This window comes from Stappia sp., from assembly GCF_048268045.1.
Taxonomy (GTDB): Bacteria; Pseudomonadota; Alphaproteobacteria; order Rhizobiales; family Stappiaceae; genus Stappia.
The window spans coordinates 216,105-231,589 of the sequence record NZ_JBLWWG010000002.1 but is presented as its reverse complement, the minus strand read 5'-3'; the positions used below and the strand labels follow the sequence as shown (position 1 = coordinate 231,589).

Annotated in this window: 16 protein-coding genes; 5 read left to right on the top strand and 11 right to left on the bottom strand. The window is 68.2% G+C overall.

Annotated features, from left to right (window positions below; all coding sequences use genetic code 11):
* Positions 1-57: 57 nt before the first annotated feature.
* From ACN0WF_RS03605 to ACN0WF_RS03580, 6 genes are all read right to left on the bottom strand, one after another.
* Complete coding sequence (locus tag ACN0WF_RS03605; RefSeq protein ID WP_417771412.1) at positions 58-1,092, bottom strand: aspartate-semialdehyde dehydrogenase; 1,035 nt, start codon at positions 1,090-1,092, stop codon at positions 58-60.
* A 108-nt stretch (positions 1,093-1,200) separates the two neighbouring features.
* Positions 1,201-1,341 carry a hypothetical protein gene (locus tag ACN0WF_RS03600; protein WP_417771411.1) on the bottom strand — a complete coding sequence of 47 codons (141 nt, stop codon included), beginning with the start codon at positions 1,339-1,341 and terminating at the stop codon, positions 1,201-1,203.
* Positions 1,342-1,500: 159 nt separating this feature from the next.
* Complete coding sequence (locus ACN0WF_RS03595) at positions 1,501-2,571, bottom strand: esterase-like activity of phytase family protein (RefSeq protein WP_417771410.1); 1,071 nt, start codon at positions 2,569-2,571, stop codon at positions 1,501-1,503.
* On the bottom strand, positions 2,558-4,444 hold the full coding sequence (cobT, locus tag ACN0WF_RS03590) for a cobaltochelatase subunit CobT (protein WP_417771409.1): 1,887 nt from the start codon (positions 4,442-4,444) through the stop codon (positions 2,558-2,560). The genes ACN0WF_RS03595 and cobT overlap by 14 nt, the downstream gene beginning before the upstream one ends.
* A gap of 9 nt (positions 4,445-4,453) precedes the next feature.
* On the bottom strand, positions 4,454-5,440 hold the full coding sequence (cobS, locus tag ACN0WF_RS03585; RefSeq protein ID WP_417771408.1) for a cobaltochelatase subunit CobS: 987 nt from the start codon (positions 5,438-5,440) through the stop codon (positions 4,454-4,456).
* 323 nt (positions 5,441-5,763) lie between these two features.
* Positions 5,764-6,384 carry a J domain-containing protein gene (locus ACN0WF_RS03580; protein WP_417771407.1) on the bottom strand — a complete coding sequence of 207 codons (621 nt, stop codon included), beginning with the start codon at positions 6,382-6,384 and terminating at the stop codon, positions 5,764-5,766.
* A 248-nt stretch (positions 6,385-6,632) separates the two neighbouring features.
* Between ACN0WF_RS03580 and ACN0WF_RS03575 the strand changes: the two genes are divergently transcribed.
* Positions 6,633-6,938 (top strand): BolA family protein, encoded by a 306-nt coding sequence (locus tag ACN0WF_RS03575; protein ID WP_417771406.1) that lies wholly within the window; start codon positions 6,633-6,635, stop codon positions 6,936-6,938.
* Between the two features lie 79 nt (positions 6,939-7,017).
* Here the strand turns inward: ACN0WF_RS03575 and ACN0WF_RS03570 are convergent, their stop codons facing one another.
* From ACN0WF_RS03570 to ACN0WF_RS03560, 3 genes are read right to left on the bottom strand one after another with little or no spacing between them, the layout of a single operon-like run.
* Positions 7,018-8,367 (bottom strand): HlyC/CorC family transporter, encoded by a 1,350-nt coding sequence (locus ACN0WF_RS03570; protein WP_417771405.1) that lies wholly within the window; start codon positions 8,365-8,367, stop codon positions 7,018-7,020.
* 47 nt (positions 8,368-8,414) lie between these two features.
* Positions 8,415-9,566, bottom strand: coding sequence for a 3-dehydroquinate synthase (gene aroB, locus ACN0WF_RS03565; RefSeq protein ID WP_417771404.1), 1,152 nt, complete (start codon positions 9,564-9,566; stop codon positions 8,415-8,417).
* Positions 9,563-10,180 carry a shikimate kinase gene (locus ACN0WF_RS03560; RefSeq protein WP_417771403.1) on the bottom strand — a complete coding sequence of 206 codons (618 nt, stop codon included), beginning with the start codon at positions 10,178-10,180 and terminating at the stop codon, positions 9,563-9,565. The genes aroB and ACN0WF_RS03560 overlap by 4 nt, the downstream gene beginning before the upstream one ends.
* A 158-nt stretch (positions 10,181-10,338) precedes the next feature.
* On the opposite strand from ACN0WF_RS03560, the gene ACN0WF_RS03555 reads away from it, so the two are divergent.
* Positions 10,339-10,482 carry a hypothetical protein gene (locus tag ACN0WF_RS03555; protein ID WP_417771402.1) on the top strand — a complete coding sequence of 48 codons (144 nt, stop codon included), beginning with the start codon at positions 10,339-10,341 and terminating at the stop codon, positions 10,480-10,482.
* 51 nt (positions 10,483-10,533) lie between these two features.
* The gene (gene xerD / locus ACN0WF_RS03550; RefSeq protein ID WP_417771401.1) at positions 10,534-11,469 is read left to right on the top strand and encodes a site-specific tyrosine recombinase XerD; all 936 of its coding nucleotides are present in this window, start codon (positions 10,534-10,536) and stop codon (positions 11,467-11,469) included.
* A gap of 25 nt (positions 11,470-11,494) precedes the next feature.
* Here the strand turns inward: xerD and ACN0WF_RS03545 are convergent, their stop codons facing one another.
* On the bottom strand, positions 11,495-12,139 hold the full coding sequence (locus ACN0WF_RS03545) for a DNA-3-methyladenine glycosylase family protein (RefSeq protein WP_417771400.1): 645 nt from the start codon (positions 12,137-12,139) through the stop codon (positions 11,495-11,497).
* Between the two features lie 113 nt (positions 12,140-12,252).
* On the opposite strand from ACN0WF_RS03545, the gene gluQRS reads away from it, so the two are divergent.
* On the top strand, positions 12,253-13,146 hold the full coding sequence (gluQRS, locus tag ACN0WF_RS03540) for a tRNA glutamyl-Q(34) synthetase GluQRS (RefSeq protein ID WP_417771399.1): 894 nt from the start codon (positions 12,253-12,255) through the stop codon (positions 13,144-13,146).
* A 6-nt stretch (positions 13,147-13,152) separates the two neighbouring features.
* Here the strand turns inward: gluQRS and ACN0WF_RS03535 are convergent, their stop codons facing one another.
* Complete coding sequence (locus tag ACN0WF_RS03535) at positions 13,153-14,106, bottom strand: AEC family transporter (protein ID WP_417771398.1); 954 nt, start codon at positions 14,104-14,106, stop codon at positions 13,153-13,155.
* Between the two features lie 183 nt (positions 14,107-14,289).
* Between ACN0WF_RS03535 and ACN0WF_RS03530 the strand changes: the two genes are divergently transcribed.
* Positions 14,290-15,465 carry a hybrid sensor histidine kinase/response regulator gene (locus tag ACN0WF_RS03530; protein WP_417771397.1) on the top strand — a complete coding sequence of 392 codons (1,176 nt, stop codon included), beginning with the start codon at positions 14,290-14,292 and terminating at the stop codon, positions 15,463-15,465.
* Positions 15,466-15,485: the final 20 nt, after the last annotated feature.

Sequence of the window (15,485 nt, the reverse complement as noted above, 5' to 3'; positions counted from 1 at the left end):
GGCCGCGTTTGCGAAATCATCGAAAAAGGTGGCCCGGGATCACGGCCGCCAGGCTGCTCAGGCAGCGGCCTTCTTCGGCTTGATCAGGCCGCGGTTGACCAGCACTTCGGCGATCTGCACCGTGTTGAGCGCGGCGCCCTTGCGCAGATTGTCGGCGACAACCCACATGTTGAGACCGTTCTCGACCGTGGCGTCCTCACGGATTCGGCTGACGTAGGTCGCATCCTCGCCGGCGGATTCATAAGGCGTCATGTAGCCACCGTCTTCATGCTTGTCGATGACGAGCACGCCCGGCGCCTCGCGCAGGATGTCGCGGGCCTCCTCGGCGGAGATCGGCTTCTCGAACTCCATGTTGACGGATTCCGCATGGCCGATGAAGACCGGCACGCGCACGGCGGTGCAGGTGAGCTTGATCTTCGGATCGAGCATCTTCTTGGTCTCGGCCAGCACCTTCCACTCTTCCTTGGTGTAGCCGTCCTCCATGAAGACGTCGATGTGCGGAATGACGTTGAAGGCGATGCGCTTGGTGAATTTCTCCGGAGTGATCGGATCGTTCACGAAGACGGCGCGGGTCTGGTTGAACAGCTCGTCCATCGCGTCCTTGCCGCCGCCGGAGACGGACTGGTAGGTCGAGACGACGACACGCTTGATGGTGGCCGCGTCATGCAGCGGCTTCAGCGCCACGACGAGCTGCGCGGTCGAGCAGTTCGGGTTGGCGATGATGTTCTTCTTGGTGAACCCGACGATGGCGTCGGCGTTCACCTCCGGCACGATCAGCGGCACGTCGGCGTCGTAGCGCCAGGCGGAGGAATTGTCGATGACGACGCAGCCCTGAGCGGCGATCTTCGGCGCCCATTCCTTGGCGACGGTACCGCCGGCAGACATCAGGCAGATGTCGACGTCGGAAAAGTCGAAATGATCGATCGCCTGACAGGTCAGCGTCCTGTCGCCGAAGGAGACGTCCACGCCCTGCGAGCGGCGGGAGGCAACCGCCACCACTTCGCTTGCCGGAAAGCCGCGCTCGTCCAGGATATCGAGCATTTCGCGGCCGACATTGCCGGTGGCGCCAACGATTGCAATCTTATAAGCCATTGATTTAGATCCCTTTCTACCACTCCCCGCTTCCGGAGCCAAGGCGAGTGCCATGGCTTCGGGTCCTCCGGTCCCCCTGAACCGGGGGAGCACGGAACGGGAGGGCCTTCAGAACGTCGTTTTGCGGGTCGTCGTCGTCGTGAGGCCGGCAGCAGATGCCTGGCCCGCGCTGTCCAGCGCGCGCACGTTCGCTTTCGCGGCTTTCGTCGCGAAACGGAACGGGGCAGCAGGGGCGCGTCGATCGGTCATGTGATCCTGGCGGGTCGGACGAGTCCGCCGGGCGCGCATCGAAGGAAGCGCGCCTCGGGCTCGGATGGCGTTTAAATGCCGTCAGCGGGGGAAATTGTCAACCGCCGCCCGGGCACGCGCCACGCATCCGAACATCTCGAATCCGCGACAAACGGCGGATTACGCAGGGTCGAGACGAAAGCGCAGAAGCAGCGTACGCTGCAGGATCGAACGGTTGTCATCGGAAATGATCGTCAGGATCGTCTCGCCGGCGGCGTTGCGATGGACAGCCAGACCTTCCATGTTGTCGATCTGGTCGGTGTAGCCGGCCTCCAGCAGCACGCTGCCCCGGACGTGGCCGCCAGGAACCAGTTCGGCTGCCGGCAACAGGCGGATGCGCATGCCGATGCCGTGGCGCAGCGTGAAGCGCCGCTCGAGCAGCAGCAGATCGCCATCGGCCAGGAAGGCGGCATCCGTTGCATCATAGGCGTTCTGGCGCTCGACGGTGAAGGTGCCCGGCCGCGGCCCGCCGATCAGGAAGCCCGGCAGGTCGGCCTCATTGTCCGGCCCGCGCTCGGCGATAACCACCAGCGCGCCTTCCAGCGGACCGCTGTTGGCGGCCGCCATCGCCTCCATGCCCTTGTTGTGGCGCAGGTGCTTGATGCCCTCGGGCGTCGCGATCTCGCGGCCCGGCGCTGCCGGATCGAGCGGCCACGGAAAGGCGTAGATCCGGGGATCGCGCTCGGTGGAGACGAAAAGCTCGTCGCCCTCGGGCGCGCGCCGGAGCGTCACCGCCTCGCTGTCGTTGCGCCCCACGTCGGCAAGTGACAGGCCTCCGGGGCCGATGATCGGCGCAATGCGCCCGTCACGCACATCCGTCGGACGCCCCGAGGCATCGGCGACGATCTCGGCCTCGAACCAGAGCCCGTTGTCGGCGATGGCGATCATGCGGCCGCCATCGGGCGTCACCACAAGACCGGACAGGCCGCCCATGTTGCGGTTGCCCGACTGGAGCTCGAGGCCACCGAGAAAGGTCAGCCGCCCGAAACGATCGTCGTCGCGTCCAATGGCAAAGGACGGGATCGGTGTCACCCGCAGCGACACCGCCTGCGGCTCGATCCGCGCGGCGCGCGCCTCGGGCGCAAGAAAGCCGAGCCCTGTCGCCACCGCCAGAGAAGCGACAACAAGGCCTGTGGCGAGCCGCCGGACCGCGTTTCGCGCCCGGCCGCCCCTCGCCTCAGCGCATCGCACGGCGGCGCGTCCGGCCCGTCGGGCGCGTGGTCTGCTCGTCGAAGAGATCGGCGAGCTGGTCGGTCATCGCCCCGGCGAGTTCCTCTGCGTCGACGATGGTCACCGCACGGCTGTAGTAGCGGGTCACGTCATGGCCGATGCCGATGGCGATCAGCTCCACCGGCGAGCGCGTCTCGATCTCGTCGATCACATAGCGCAGGTGCTTTTCCAGATAGTTGCCCGGATTGACCGACAGCGTGCAGTCGTCCACCGGCGCGCCGTCCGAGATCATCATCAGGATCTTGCGCTGCTCGGGCCGGCCCAGCAGGCGCTTGTGCGCCCAGTCGAGCGCCTCTCCGTCGATGTTTTCCTTCAGCAGCCCCTCGCGCATCATCAGGCCGAGGTTGCGCCGGGCCCGCCGCCAGGGCGCATCGGCAGACTTGTAGACGATGTGGCGAAGGTCGTTGAGCCGGCCGGGCTGCGCCGGCTTGCCGGCGGCGAGCCACGCCTCGCGCGACTGTCCGCCCTTCCACGCCCGCGTGGTGAAGCCGAGGATCTCGACCTTGACGCCGCAGCGCTCCAGCGTGCGCGCCAGAATGTCGGCGCAGGTGGCCGCGACCGTGATCGGTCGGCCGCGCATGGAGCCGGAATTGTCCAGCAGCAGCGTCACCACCGTGTCGCGGAAGTTGATGTCGCTTTCCTGCTTGAAGGCCAGCGGCTGGTGCGGGTCGATGACGACGCGCATGAGCCGCGCCGTGTCGAGCAGGCCTTCCTCGAGATCGAACATCCACGAGCGGTTCTGCTGCGCCAGCAGCTTGCGCTGCAGCCGGTTGGCAAGTCGCGCGACCGCGCCCTGGAGATTGGTGAGCTGCTTGTCGAGATGACCGCGCAACCGGTCGAGCTCGGCCGTGTCGCACAGCTCTTCCGCCGTCACCATCTCGTCGAAACGGGTGGTGAAGACCTTGTAGTCCGGTCCCGCCGGCTGATTGGAGAAGGGCATCTCCCGGCGCGGACTGTCGCCTGGCTCCTCGGCCTGGTCGGCGCTCTGGTCGTCGGCGAGTTCGTCGAGATCGCCGTCGAGACCCTCGGTCTCGCCGGCTTCCATCTCGTCCCCGGAGACTTCCATCTCCTGCGGGGCGCCCTCGTCCTCGCCGCTGTTTTCCTCACCCTCGGCCGAGGTCTCGCCGCGGTCGTTGCCGCCCTCGGACTCCTCGCCCTCGTTTTCCTCGTCCTCGCCCGGCTCGCCGAAGTCATCGTCCATGTCGAGGGAGGAAAGCACGGAGCGCAAGCGCTTGCCGAAGTCCTGCTGGTCTTCCATGCGCTCGGCCAGCCGGTCGAGCGCGTCGCCCGCCTTTTCCTCGATCCAGGCGCGCCACTGCTCGATCATCGGCTGGGCGCTGCGAGGCGCCGGCCGGCCCGTCAGGCGCTCGCGCACCATGTAGGCGACCGCCTCCTCGAGCGGGGCGTCCTCGCGGCTCGCCACATCCGAATAGGCCGCCTTTCGGCAGCGGTCCTCGAGCATCGCCGAGAGATTGTCGGCGACGCCAGGCATGCGGGTCGCGCCCACGGCCTCGCAACGCGCCTGCTCGACCGCATCGAAGATCGCACGGCTGGTGTCGCCCTGCGGCACCATGCGCCGGTGCAGCGCCGGATCGTGGCAGGCGATCTTCAGCGCCATGGAATCGGCCAGGCCCCGGGTGATCGCGATCTCCGCCTCCGTCGGACGCCGCGAGGGGTCCGGCAGGCGCGCCGTGTGGCCGGCAAGCGACGGCCGGTCCGAGGTGTAGAGCACCTCGAGTTCCGGATCGCCGGCAATTGCGCGCATGGTCTCGCCGATCGCCCGCTTCAGCGGCTCGGTGGTCGGCTTCGACTTGTCGGATGGCGGATTTCGCATATCGGCGGCTTAGCTCATCACCACGTTGGCGGCGGATTCCGGCAATTCCTCGCCGAAGCAGCGCTGATAGAACTCGGCCACCAGCGTGCGCTCCATCTCGTCGCACTTGTTGAGGAAGGTGACGCGGAAGGCGAAACCGATGTCTCCGAAGATCTCGGCGTTTTCCGACCAGGTGATGACCGTGCGCGGGCTCATCACCGTCGACAGGTCGCCGTTGATGAAGGCATTGCGCGTCATGTCGGCAAGGCGGACCATGCGCGACACGACCTTCCGGCCTTCCTCGTTCTGGTAGTGCTTGGCCTTGGCCAGCACGATCTCGACTTCGTTGTCATGCGGCAGGTAGTTCAGCGTCGTGACGATCGACCAGCGGTCCATCTGGCCCTGGTTGATCTGCTGCGTGCCGTGATAGAGGCCCGAGGTGTCGCCGAGGCCGACCGTGTTGGTCGTGGCGAACAGGCGGAAGGCCGGATGCGGGCGGATGACGCGGTTCTGGTCGAGCAGCGTCAGGCGGCCGGAAACCTCGAGCACGCGCTGAATCACGAACATCACGTCCGGGCGGCCGGCGTCGTATTCGTCAAACACCAGCGCGATGTTGTTCTGCAGCGCCCAGGGCAGGATGCCATCGCGGAATTCCGTGACCTGCAGGCCGTCGCGCAGCACGATCGCGTCCTTGCCGACGAGATCGATACGGCTGATGTGGCTGTCCAGGTTGACGCGCACGCAGGGCCAGTTGAGGCGGGCGGCGACCTGCTCGATGTGGGTCGACTTGCCGGTGCCGTGATAGCCGGTCACCATCACGCGGCGGTTGCGCGCGAAGCCTGCCAGGATCGCCAGCGTCGTTTCCCGGTCGAAGAGGTAATCCTCGTCACGGTCCGGAACATGCTCGCTCGGCGTGGAATAGGCGGGAACCGTCAGGTCGGTATCGATGCCGAACACCTTACGCACCGAAACGGTGGTATCGGGAAGATTGTCGGCGGCAAGGGTCGTGTCAGTCATGAATCCTCCGCTGGCCCGTGGGAGAACGGGTCCGGGACAGGTGCAACACATCCGCTGGCGCGGACGAAGTTCGGCAGGCTTGCCAGTGCGCCGGGCTTCCGGTTCGCCACACGGCCATTGCCGCGCGCGAAAGCGAACCTTCGATCCGAAATCGCACTAGACCCAAGTATTTGCAGGCGTCCTTATCGAGACCGAAGTTCGTGCGGGGAATGCCGCAGGGTCTGACGAACTCCGGCATCGGGACACTAGCCCTAGAGATCGGCCCGGCCAAGTGAAAATGGTTGAGCCGCGACAGCAGCCACGCGCTGCGGGGCCCGTCGGGCTCAGCATAAACCGGCCTTCTTCAGCAGCGCATAGGCCTGGATGATCTCGCGAAGCCGGTCCTCCAGCGACCGGTCGCCGCCGTTGGCGTCCGGATGCAAGCGCTTCACCAGCTCCTTGTAGCGCGCCTTGATTTCCGCATCCCGCGCCGTCTGGGTAAGTCCCAGCGTATCGAGGGCGCGCGCCTCCAGCGGCTTGAGCTTCGGCCGCCGCGCCCCCGAAGTCCCGTCGCGTCCGCCAGATGTGCGCGAGCGCGAGCGGGCCTCCGCCCGGGCCTTGGCCGCCGCGCGCGGATCGATGTCCGACCACGCCGCCGCATTGGCGGCCTTGGCGTTGACGCCCAGCTTCCAGGTCGGGCGGTGACCGGTCAGCGCGTCGCGCTGGTAGGCGCGCGTCTCGTCGTCGTCCATGCCGGAGAAGTAGTTGTAGGACTTGTTGTAGAGACGGACGTGGTCGAGGCAGAAATGATAATACTGACCGTCCGCGCTGCGACCCTTCGGCGCACGGTGCGTTCCCGCCGCGTCGCAGCCCTCCCACTCGCATGTCCGCCCGACCGTCTCGGCCCGTGCGCCGGGCGAGGTCTTGGGTTTGATGCGTATCCGGTCGAAAATGTCGGAAGTCACCGCTTCGTGTCCATCATCCGTTTCAGGTTCCCGTTCCCGATCCCGTCGCGCCCCGTTCGAGGCTCTCGGCAAAGCGGCCGAACAGGATATCCGCGCAAGCCGCGCGGCGCAAAGTGGAGGAACGCCCATGAAGCGCGGCGGCGCTACGCGAGCACGGGCCGGCCGAAAGGCGAAGCGCATAGATAGGCCCGCCGCACCCGGTTCGGCAAGATCTTGACGCCGGCGAATTCTCGGCCAAATGAATAGGCATGAGCATTCGAGACGAAATCCAGAAAAGCCTCTCCGACGCCTTCGAGCCGGAACTCCTCGAAGTGGTTGACGAGTCGGAGAAACATCGCGGTCACGCAGGCTGGCGCGAGGGTGGGGAAACCCACTTCCGCGTTCGCATCGTCGCGCCGAGCTTCGCCGGCATGACCCGCATCGCCCGCCACCGCGCGGTCAACGATTGCCTGGTCCCGGCCTTCGACAAGGGCATGCACGCGCTGGCCGTCGAGGCGCGCGCGCCCGGCGAGCCGGACCCACGCGGCGGCGGACGCGCCAACTCCCCGGAGTAGGCGCGCAAGGCACAAGCGCGGTTTTTCGAAGGATTACCCCGGCCGGAAACGGCCGGGGCGCTTGCGCTGACTGATGCGCTCAGGCTACCGGAGCCGACGGCGCGACGGGCGGGGCAACGGGCACCGCCGCGCTGATCTGGCGCACGGTGCCGGCCACGCTCTTCGACAGCGGCAGGATGCGCAGCCGCGTGATCCGGTTCTTTTCCCGCTTCAGCACCGTGAACCGATAGCCGTGGAAGGTGAAGGCCTGCCGCTCGTCGGGGATCATCCGCGCCTCGTGAATGACGAGACCCGCGATGGTCGTGGCCTCGTCGTCGGGAAGGCGCCAGTCGACGGCGCGGTTGAGATCGCGGATCGGCACGGATCCCTCGACGATGATCGAGCCGTCGGGCTGCGGACGGACGCCGGCAAGCTCCACGTCGTGCTCGTCGGAGATCTCGCCGACAATCTCTTCCAGGATGTCCTCCAGCGTCACCAGTCCCATCACCTCGCCATACTCGTCGACGACAAGGGCGAAATGCGCCTTTCGCTTCAGGAAGGCGTTGAGCTGATCCTGCAGGCTGGTGGTTTCCGGCACGAACCACGGCGGCGATGAAAGCTGCTCGATGTCGATCATCGCCGGGTCGCTGCCCGCCTTGGCGAGCGCGCGCAACAGGTCCTTGGCGTGCAGCACGCCGATGTAGTTGTCGGTCTGCCCGCGCCACAGCGGCAGGCGGGTGTGCGGGCTCTCCAGAGCATCACCGATCAACTTGGCCGGATCATCGTCGGCGTTGAGGGCGATCATCTTGGTGCGGTGAACCATCACATCGGACACCTCGAGCTCGGCCAGGTCGAGCAGGCCGCCGATGCGGTCACGCTCCGCCTTGACCAGGCCGCCCTCGAGATGCTGGAGATCGACGGTGCCGCGCAGCTCGTCATGCGCGGAAATGAAGTTGCCGTTGGTCGAGACGTCGACGCCGAAGAGACGCAGGATGGCGCGCACAATGACCTCGACGCCCATGACGACCGGCGCGAAAAGCGTCACCACGGGACGCACCACCGGAGAGACGGCAAGCGCGAAACGATCCGGATTGGAGATCGCCCAGGTCTTGGGCAGCACCTCGGAGAAGATCAGCACCAGCGCGGTCATGACCAGCGTCGCATAGACCACGCCAGCGTCGCCGAAAATGTTCAGCAGCACGTTGGTGGCAAGCGCCGAGGCCAGGATGTTGACCAGGTTGTTGCCGAGAAGCAGCGCGCCGATCAGCCGTTCGCGGGCAAGGATCAGCCTCGAGACGACGCTCGCCCGCTTGTCGCCGCTCTTCTCGTATTGCAGCATCCGGGCGCGCGAGGCTGCCGTCAGGGCCGTCTCCGAACCGGAGAAGAAGCCAGACAGCGCCAGCAGGACGAGGATGGCGAAAACCGACAACCACAGGCTTGCGTCACTCATGTCTCAGCTCCATTCGCAAGGACGACGGGCCCGCGGCGGTTCCGCGCTCAGGCGTCGGCCAGTTCGTCCCGCAGGAAGTCGCGCAGCAGGTCCGGATCGACCCCACGCTCGACGAAGGCCTCGCCAATCCCCCTGACGAGGATCAGCGTCAGCGCGCCGCGGCTCACCTTCTTGTCCTGCGCCATGATGTCGAGGAAGGTTTCGGCCGGCGGCATCTGTCCGGGCACATCCGCGATATGGGTCGGAAGGCCGACGGCCGCAAGATGGGCGCTCACCCGTTCCGCCGCTGCCGCCGGGCAGAGCCCCATGCGCACCGACAAGGAGAAGGCGAGCCGCATGCCGATCGCCACGCCCTCTCCATGCACGAGGCGCGCGCCATCATAGGCGACAATCGCCTCCAGCGCATGGCCGAAGGTGTGGCCGAGATTGAGCAACGCACGGGCGCCCGCCTCGAACTCGTCGCCGGCGACAACCCGGGCCTTGGCCTCGCAGGAACGCGCGATCGCCTCTTCGCGCTCGCCCGAGCCTGAGAAGACCGCGCCGTGGTTTTCCTCCAGCCAGGCGAAGAAGTCGGCGTCCCCCAGAAGCCCGTATTTCGCCACCTCGGCATAGCCGGCACGAAACTCGCGCGCGCTCAGCGTGTCGAGCAGCGCCGTGTCGGCGATGACCAGCGCCGGCTGATGGAACGCGCCGATCAGGTTCTTGCCGTGCCGGGTATTGATGCCGGTCTTGCCGCCGACGGAGGAATCCACCTGGGCAAGCAGGCTCGTCGGCATCTGCACGAAGGGCATGCCACGGCGCACGCTCGCCGCGACGAAGCCGGCGAGATCGCCAACGACACCGCCGCCCAGCGCGACAATTGCGTCTCCGCGCTCGAGGCGGGCCTCGAGCACCCGGTCGCAGACGGTCTCATAGACATCGAACCGCTTGCTCGCCTCGCCGGGCGGCAGCAGGATCGCCGAGTGGCGAACGCCGGCGTCGTCGAGCGCCGCCTGCAGCCGCTCCAGATGAAGCGCGGCGACCGTCTCGTCGCTGACGATGGCGACCCTCGCGCCGGGCAACGCCGAAGCGACATGTCGGCCCGCCGAGGCGAGCAGCCCCCGGCCGATCAGGATGTCGTAGCCGCGCGCCCCGAGTTCGACGGCGACCCGCCGCACGGGCGCATCACCGCAGGAAGCTTCATCATGGGCAGGGGTCATCGGGATCTCGCGAGTTCGGAATCGGAATCGGCATCCGCGTCCAGGACGATGCCGAGATGGGCTTCGAGCGCCTCGACAATGTCGAGGACGACCTGTTCATGCGGCACATCCCGCGACAGCACCATCAGGTCCGCCTCGGCATAGACCGGCTCGCGCTCGGCCAGCAGCGCGGCGAGCGCGCCCTTGGGGTCCGGGTTTTCGAGCAGGGGCCGCGTCGGCTTGCGGCGCACCCGGTCGAAGACGATGTCGAGTTCGGCCTTGAGCCAGATCGACAGCGCCGCCTCGCCAACGGCCGCGCGCGTCTCCGCGTTCATGTAGGCACCACCGCCGGTCGCCAGGATCTGAGCACCGTTCTTCAGCAGCCGGGCGATCACACGCTGCTCGCCGGCGCGGAAATAGGGCTCGCCGTGCTGGGCGAAGATCTCCTTGATCGTCAGGTTCGCGGCGATCTCGATCTCGGTGTCCGCGTCGACGAAGGGCAATTCCAGCGCCTGCGCCAGCCGTCGGCCGACGCTCGACTTGCCGCACCCCATGATGCCCACCAGCACAAGCGGCCGGTCGCCGAGCGCATCGACGATGCGGCGCGCCCGCGCCGGAGCGACAGTTCTCGTCATTGCGCACATGGACCTGGCAACCTCCCCGTATTCCTCCAAGGCTTTGCCCTTGTCGCGCCCGCCTCGTCAAGCCCGCCGACCGGTCGCCCTTGCATTGAGGGCGCGGATTGTTCAAAAAATCGGACGAAGCTTTCGCCCTCGAGAAGACCGAAGCCGCCATGCCAACCCTGTCGCGCCTGATCATTGCCCTTGTCGTGCTGTCGGGTCTGGCGGTCGCCGGCGTCTATGCCCTGGGCACATTCGTCACCCCCGAGCCGCATGAGATCACCGTCCGCCTCAAGATGGACGGCTTCGGCCGCTAGGTCTCCCGAGCGCGGCAAGCGCGGTGCAACGATGATGTGCGAAAGAAGCGCATGGCGAATGACGAATACCTGATCGAGAGCTTTCTGGAGATGCTGTCGGCCGAACGCGGCGCGGCGGCGAACACGCTGGAGAGCTACCGGCGCGATCTCGAGGGCTTTCACGAGTTTCTCGGCTGCACCGGCCGGACCGCCGTCGAGGCGACCAAGGACGACGTCACCGGCTACCTGTCCGACCTCGCCGCGCGCGGCTTCGCGGCCACCACGCAGGCGCGCCATCTCTCCGCGTTGCGCCAGTTCTTCCGCCACCTCTATTCCGACGGCCTGCGCACCGACGACCCGACCCGCACCGTGGCCAGTCCCAAGACCCGCGCGCCCCTGCCCAAGGTGCTCACGGTCGGCCAGGTCGATGCGCTGCTGGACGCCGCGCGCGCCGCCGCCGAGGCCGAGCACGACACGCCGGCGAAGGCGATCCGCGCTCTGCGCATGCACGCGCTGCTGGAGGTGATCTACGCGACGGGCCTGCGTGTCTCGGAGCTGGTGGCGCTTCCCGCTTCCGCCGCCAGGCGCGAGGAACGCCTGATCGCCGTCACCGGCAAGGGCAACAAGGAGCGCCTGGTGCCCCTGAGCCAGGCCGCGCGCGCCGCCATGCGCGCCTATGTCGCCCGGCGAAAGACCCAGGGCGCGCGGACGGAAAGCCGCTGGCTGTTTCCCTCCCATGGCGACAGCGGCCACCTGACCCGACAGGCCTTCGCCCGCGATCTCAAGGCGCTTGGCGTCGCCGTCGGCATCGACCCTGGATCGTTGTCGCCGCATGTCATGCGCCACGCCTTCGCCTCGCACCTGCTCCAGAACGGCGCGGATCTGCGCGTCGTCCAGCAGCTTCTCGGCCATGCCGACATCTCGACGACGCAGATCTACACCCATGTGCTCGACGAACGGCTTCGCGCTCTGGTCGAGGACCACCATCCGCTGTCTCGCGGAAGCTGACCGCAACAGCCGGCCCCTGGCGTCTCTAGACCGCGATCCCCGCTCCCCGTCCGCAGGCCGCGCGGTAATAGGCCCAGAAGAGCCGCGCTGCAGTGCCCCGCTCCGGCGCCCAGCGCGCGGCGATGCGGGCAAGCTCGGCCGGTTTCGGCCGCGCCTCGAGCCCCAGCGCGCGGCGCACCGCCTCCTGGAGCGCCAGGTCGCCAGCGGGAAAGACATCCGGGTGCCCGGCGCAGAACAGCAGGAAGATGTCTGCGGTCCACGGACCGATGCCCCGGATGGCGACGAGCCGGCGATGGGCCTCCTCCCCCGGCATCACGGCGAGGCCGGCGAGATCGAGCCCTGCGCCGATGGCGCTGGCAATCGCCCGCAAGGTGGCGATCTTCGGCCGCGACAATCCGGCGCCGGCCAGATCCGCGTCGGCAAGACCGTCGAGAGTGTCCGCCGTGAAGGGCGCGACCAGCACCTCGAGCCGGGCAAAGATCGCCGCGGCGCTCGCCACCGACACCTGCTGCGCGGTGACGATGCGGGCGAGCCCGGCGAGATCCGCCTGCTGCCGGCGCAGCGGCAGCGGCCCTGCGACATCGGCGATGGCCGCGAGATCGGGGTGGGCGGCGACGAGGCGCGCCAGCCCGGCAGCGAGATCCGCCTCCTCATGAATTCCCGAAAGCATGACGCACCCCGCCCTTGTTCGCATGCCTGCGTGCCCGAGCCGGTGACGGCGGTCAAGCCGCCAGCGCGAAAGCGGTCATTGACCACGCCCGGCTTTTCCCCGATTGAGGCAGGATGACGCGCCCTCCCGTCTTCCGCTTCGCCCCCTCGCCGAACGGCCGGCTCCACCTCGGCCACGCGCTCTCCGCGCTGCTCAACCACGATCTGGCGCGGGAGCGCGGCGGACAGTTCCTGCTGCGCATCGAGGACATCGACACAACCCGCTGCACGCCGGAGCTGGAGGCAGGCGTGCTCGAGGATCTCCGCTGGCTCGGCATCGACTGGGACGCGCCGCCGCGACGGCAGTCGGAGCATTTCGACGACTACGCCGCCGCACTGTCGCGGCTTGAGAGCGAGGGGCTGGTCTATCGCGCCTTTCTGACCCGTGCCGAGGTCCGCGCCGCCGTCGCCGCGCGCGAGGCGGAAACCGGCGCGCCCTTTCCCCGCGATCCCGACGGCGCGCCGCTCTACCCGGGCGACCGGGCGCTGCTGCAGCCGGAGGAAATCGCCGCGCGCGACGGCTCCGGCGCCCCCTTCGCCCTGCGCCTGCGCATGGAGCTGGCGCTCGAGCGCCTTGCCCACCCGCTTGTCTGGCGCGAGGAAGACGACGACGGCGCGACGCGCGAAATCGTCGCCGATCCGTCGGGCTGGGGCGACGTTGTGCTGGCACGCAAGGACACGCCGACGAGCTATCACCTGGCGGTGACGCTGGACGACGCGCTGCAGGGGATCACCCACGTCGTACGCGGCGCGGATCTCTTCGAGGCGACCTCGGTCCACCGGCTCTTGCAGGAACTGCTGGGCCTGCCCGCCCCGGTCTACCGCCATCATCGGCTGATCACCGGACCGGACGGGCGCAAGCTCTCCAAATCGCACGGAGCCACAGCACTTGCCGCCCTGCGCGCGCAAGGCGCGACGCCCGAGGGGATCCGCGCGATGGTCGGCATGACCGCAGAGCGCCTGTCGTAAGCCGGATCAGCTGCCGAGGAAGACCAGCCACAGACCGGTCGTCACCACCGCAAGCGCCGTCGTCAGCGTGATCGAGTTCGCCGACATGGCGTGGCCGGTGCCGAAGCGGTTGGCGAAAAGGAAGGCATTGATGCCGGTCGGACAGGCCGCCGTGAGCGTCGCCACCGAGATCCACAACGGCGGCAGGTGCACCACATAGGTCGCCATTGCCCAGACGATTGCAGGCATCGCGCCGATCTTGAGGACGGACAGCACCAGTCCGGGCGCGAGATTGCCGCGGATGCCGTAGGCAACCATGCTCATGCCCAGCGAAAACAGCGCCACCGGGATCGTCGCGCTGGCGATACGGCCGAGCACGTCGGCGAAGATGCCGGTGACGGGCCAGCCCGTGAGCCGCCAGAGGCCGCCGCAGACGATGCCGATGATGATCGGGCTGGTGGCGAGGTTCATCGCAACGCCCGCCATCAGCTGCGGCAGCGGCTTGGGCTGCTGCGTGCCGTCGAGGACGGCGGCGCGCTCCATCAGCAGAGCGCAGACGACCGTCAGCACCGGCAGATGGATCGAGATCAGCACGAAGAGCGGCACCAGGCCGGCCTCACCGTGGACGGCGGTGATCAGCGGCACGCCGACGAGCACGGTATTGGCGAAGCCGGCGTTGATGCCGGCGATGACGCCGGCGCGCGCGTCGCGCCTGAACACCTTGCGCACCACCAGCGTTCCCAGCGTCCACACGACGGCGACGCCGGTGAAATAGGCGAACCAGAACCCCCACGGCGAAACCCCGTCGAGCGAGCTCGTCGCCAGCGTGCGGAAGATCAGCACCGGGATGGCGATGACATAGACGAAGCGCCCGAGCGCGTCGCCGATGCCCGCGTCGAGCACACCGGTACGCGCCGCCGCATAGCCAAGGCCGATCAACACGAAAAGCGGCAGGACAATGGTGAGGATCTGATCGATCATGCCGCTGTTTCGCATGCCCCGCGCACGCCGACAAGCACGCAGGCTCCGGGCTCAGGCGGCGATCTCTCCCAAGGCGGTCGCAAGGCTTGATTTGGCCGGCGGCCTCGGCAAAGTGAGCAAGGGTCGAATCCCGTGCGGCGGCCATGTCGCGACGGGCTACCGGCCGGAGCGGAAAGGCCGAGGATGACTGACGGACCGGATGACTGCGCAACGCCTCGCGAAGCGGCGCCGGACGAGCTTGCCGTTCTGCTGCACGACCTGCGCACACCGCTTTCGGCGATGCGCACGGCGGTGGAGATCGTTTGCACCGACCCCACGACACCGCGCCAGGCCGACGCCTTGAAGACGCTGGAAATGGCGATCGATTCGCTGCTGGCGATCACCCGCGCCGCCCTGCCCGGCGACGACCTGCCGGCCCGCGCGGAAACCCGCGACACCGCCCGAGACACCATCGAGGCGGTCGCCGACCTGTTTGAGCCGCATGCCCGCTCCCGCGGCCTGTCGCTGTCGCGCGACATCTCCGACGAACTCGCGAGCTACGGGCTCACCGACCCGCTCGGCCTCAGGCGGGTGCTCTCCGTGCTGTTCGACAACGCGCTGAAATACACCGGCGAGGGCGGCCTGCGGCTGACGGCCAGCGTGCGTCGCGGAGGCCCCCACCCCGAGCTCTCGCTGACGCTTGCCGACACCGGGATCGGCATCGAGACGGACGAGCGCCAGCGCCTGTTCCGCCCCGGCGGTCGCGGCCGCCGCGCGGAAGGCCGCGCGGGCGGATCGGGCCTTGGCCTGTGGAGCGCCGCCCGGCTCGCCGCCGCCGAAGGCGGCCGGCTGGAGCTTGTCGCGACCTCGCCGATGGGCAGCACCTTCGGTCTTCGCCTGCCACTGCTCGCGCCGGCTCCCGCACCAGGATCCGCCGCCGCGACCTCAGAGCAGGCAGCGCGCGCCGTCGCCGCGGACGAGGCGGCGGCCGACAGCCGGCGAAGGCGGCTTCTCGTCGTCGACGACAATGCCGCGAACCGCCGGATGATGCGGGCGATGCTCGAAGCGGTCGGCTTCGACGTGACACTTGCCGAAAGCGGCGAGGAAGCACTGGAACGGCTCGCCGACGCCGTGCCCGACGGAATGCTGCTCGATCTCACAATGCCGGGCATGGACGGCGTCGAGACGCTGGCCCGAATCCGCGCGCAAGCCGAGACGCGAACGCTCCCCGTCGTCGGCATCACCGCCGCGATGGCCCCGAACCGGTCCGACCTGGCCCGCGCCGGCTTCTCGAGCGTGCTGACCCGGCCCGTGCCGCCGGCGCATCTGTTGAAGGCGATCGACCGGGCGTTGACCGGCCCCCGCGACCGGCAGGACTGAGCCACCGCGCCGCGCAGGCG

Bases quoted from the DNA above. Each gene is read 5' to 3' on its own strand.
- ACN0WF_RS03605 (WP_417771412.1), bottom strand. From the start codon at position 1,092: ATGGCTTATAAGATTGCAATCGTTGGCGCCACCGGCAATGTCGGCCGC.
- ACN0WF_RS03600 (WP_417771411.1), bottom strand. From the start codon at position 1,341: ATGACCGATCGACGCGCCCCTGCTGCCCCGTTCCGTTTCGCGACGAAA.
- cobT (WP_417771409.1), bottom strand. From the start codon at position 4,444: ATGCGAAATCCGCCATCCGACAAGTCGAAGCCGACCACCGAGCCGCTG.
- cobS (WP_417771408.1), bottom strand. From the start codon at position 5,440: ATGACTGACACGACCCTTGCCGCCGACAATCTTCCCGATACCACCGTT.
- ACN0WF_RS03575 (WP_417771406.1), top strand. From the start codon at position 6,633: ATGAGCATTCGAGACGAAATCCAGAAAAGCCTCTCCGACGCCTTCGAG.
- ACN0WF_RS03570 (WP_417771405.1), bottom strand. From the start codon at position 8,367: ATGAGTGACGCAAGCCTGTGGTTGTCGGTTTTCGCCATCCTCGTCCTG.
- aroB (WP_417771404.1), bottom strand. From the start codon at position 9,566: ATGACCCCTGCCCATGATGAAGCTTCCTGCGGTGATGCGCCCGTGCGG.
- ACN0WF_RS03560 (WP_417771403.1), bottom strand. From the start codon at position 10,180: ATGACGAGAACTGTCGCTCCGGCGCGGGCGCGCCGCATCGTCGATGCG.
- ACN0WF_RS03555 (WP_417771402.1), top strand. From the start codon at position 10,339: ATGCCAACCCTGTCGCGCCTGATCATTGCCCTTGTCGTGCTGTCGGGT.
- xerD (WP_417771401.1), top strand. From the start codon at position 10,534: ATGGCGAATGACGAATACCTGATCGAGAGCTTTCTGGAGATGCTGTCG.
- ACN0WF_RS03545 (WP_417771400.1), bottom strand. From the start codon at position 12,139: ATGCTTTCGGGAATTCATGAGGAGGCGGATCTCGCTGCCGGGCTGGCG.
- gluQRS (WP_417771399.1), top strand. From the start codon at position 12,253: ATGACGCGCCCTCCCGTCTTCCGCTTCGCCCCCTCGCCGAACGGCCGG.
- ACN0WF_RS03535 (WP_417771398.1), bottom strand. From the start codon at position 14,106: ATGATCGATCAGATCCTCACCATTGTCCTGCCGCTTTTCGTGTTGATC.
- ACN0WF_RS03530 (WP_417771397.1), top strand. From the start codon at position 14,290: ATGACTGACGGACCGGATGACTGCGCAACGCCTCGCGAAGCGGCGCCG.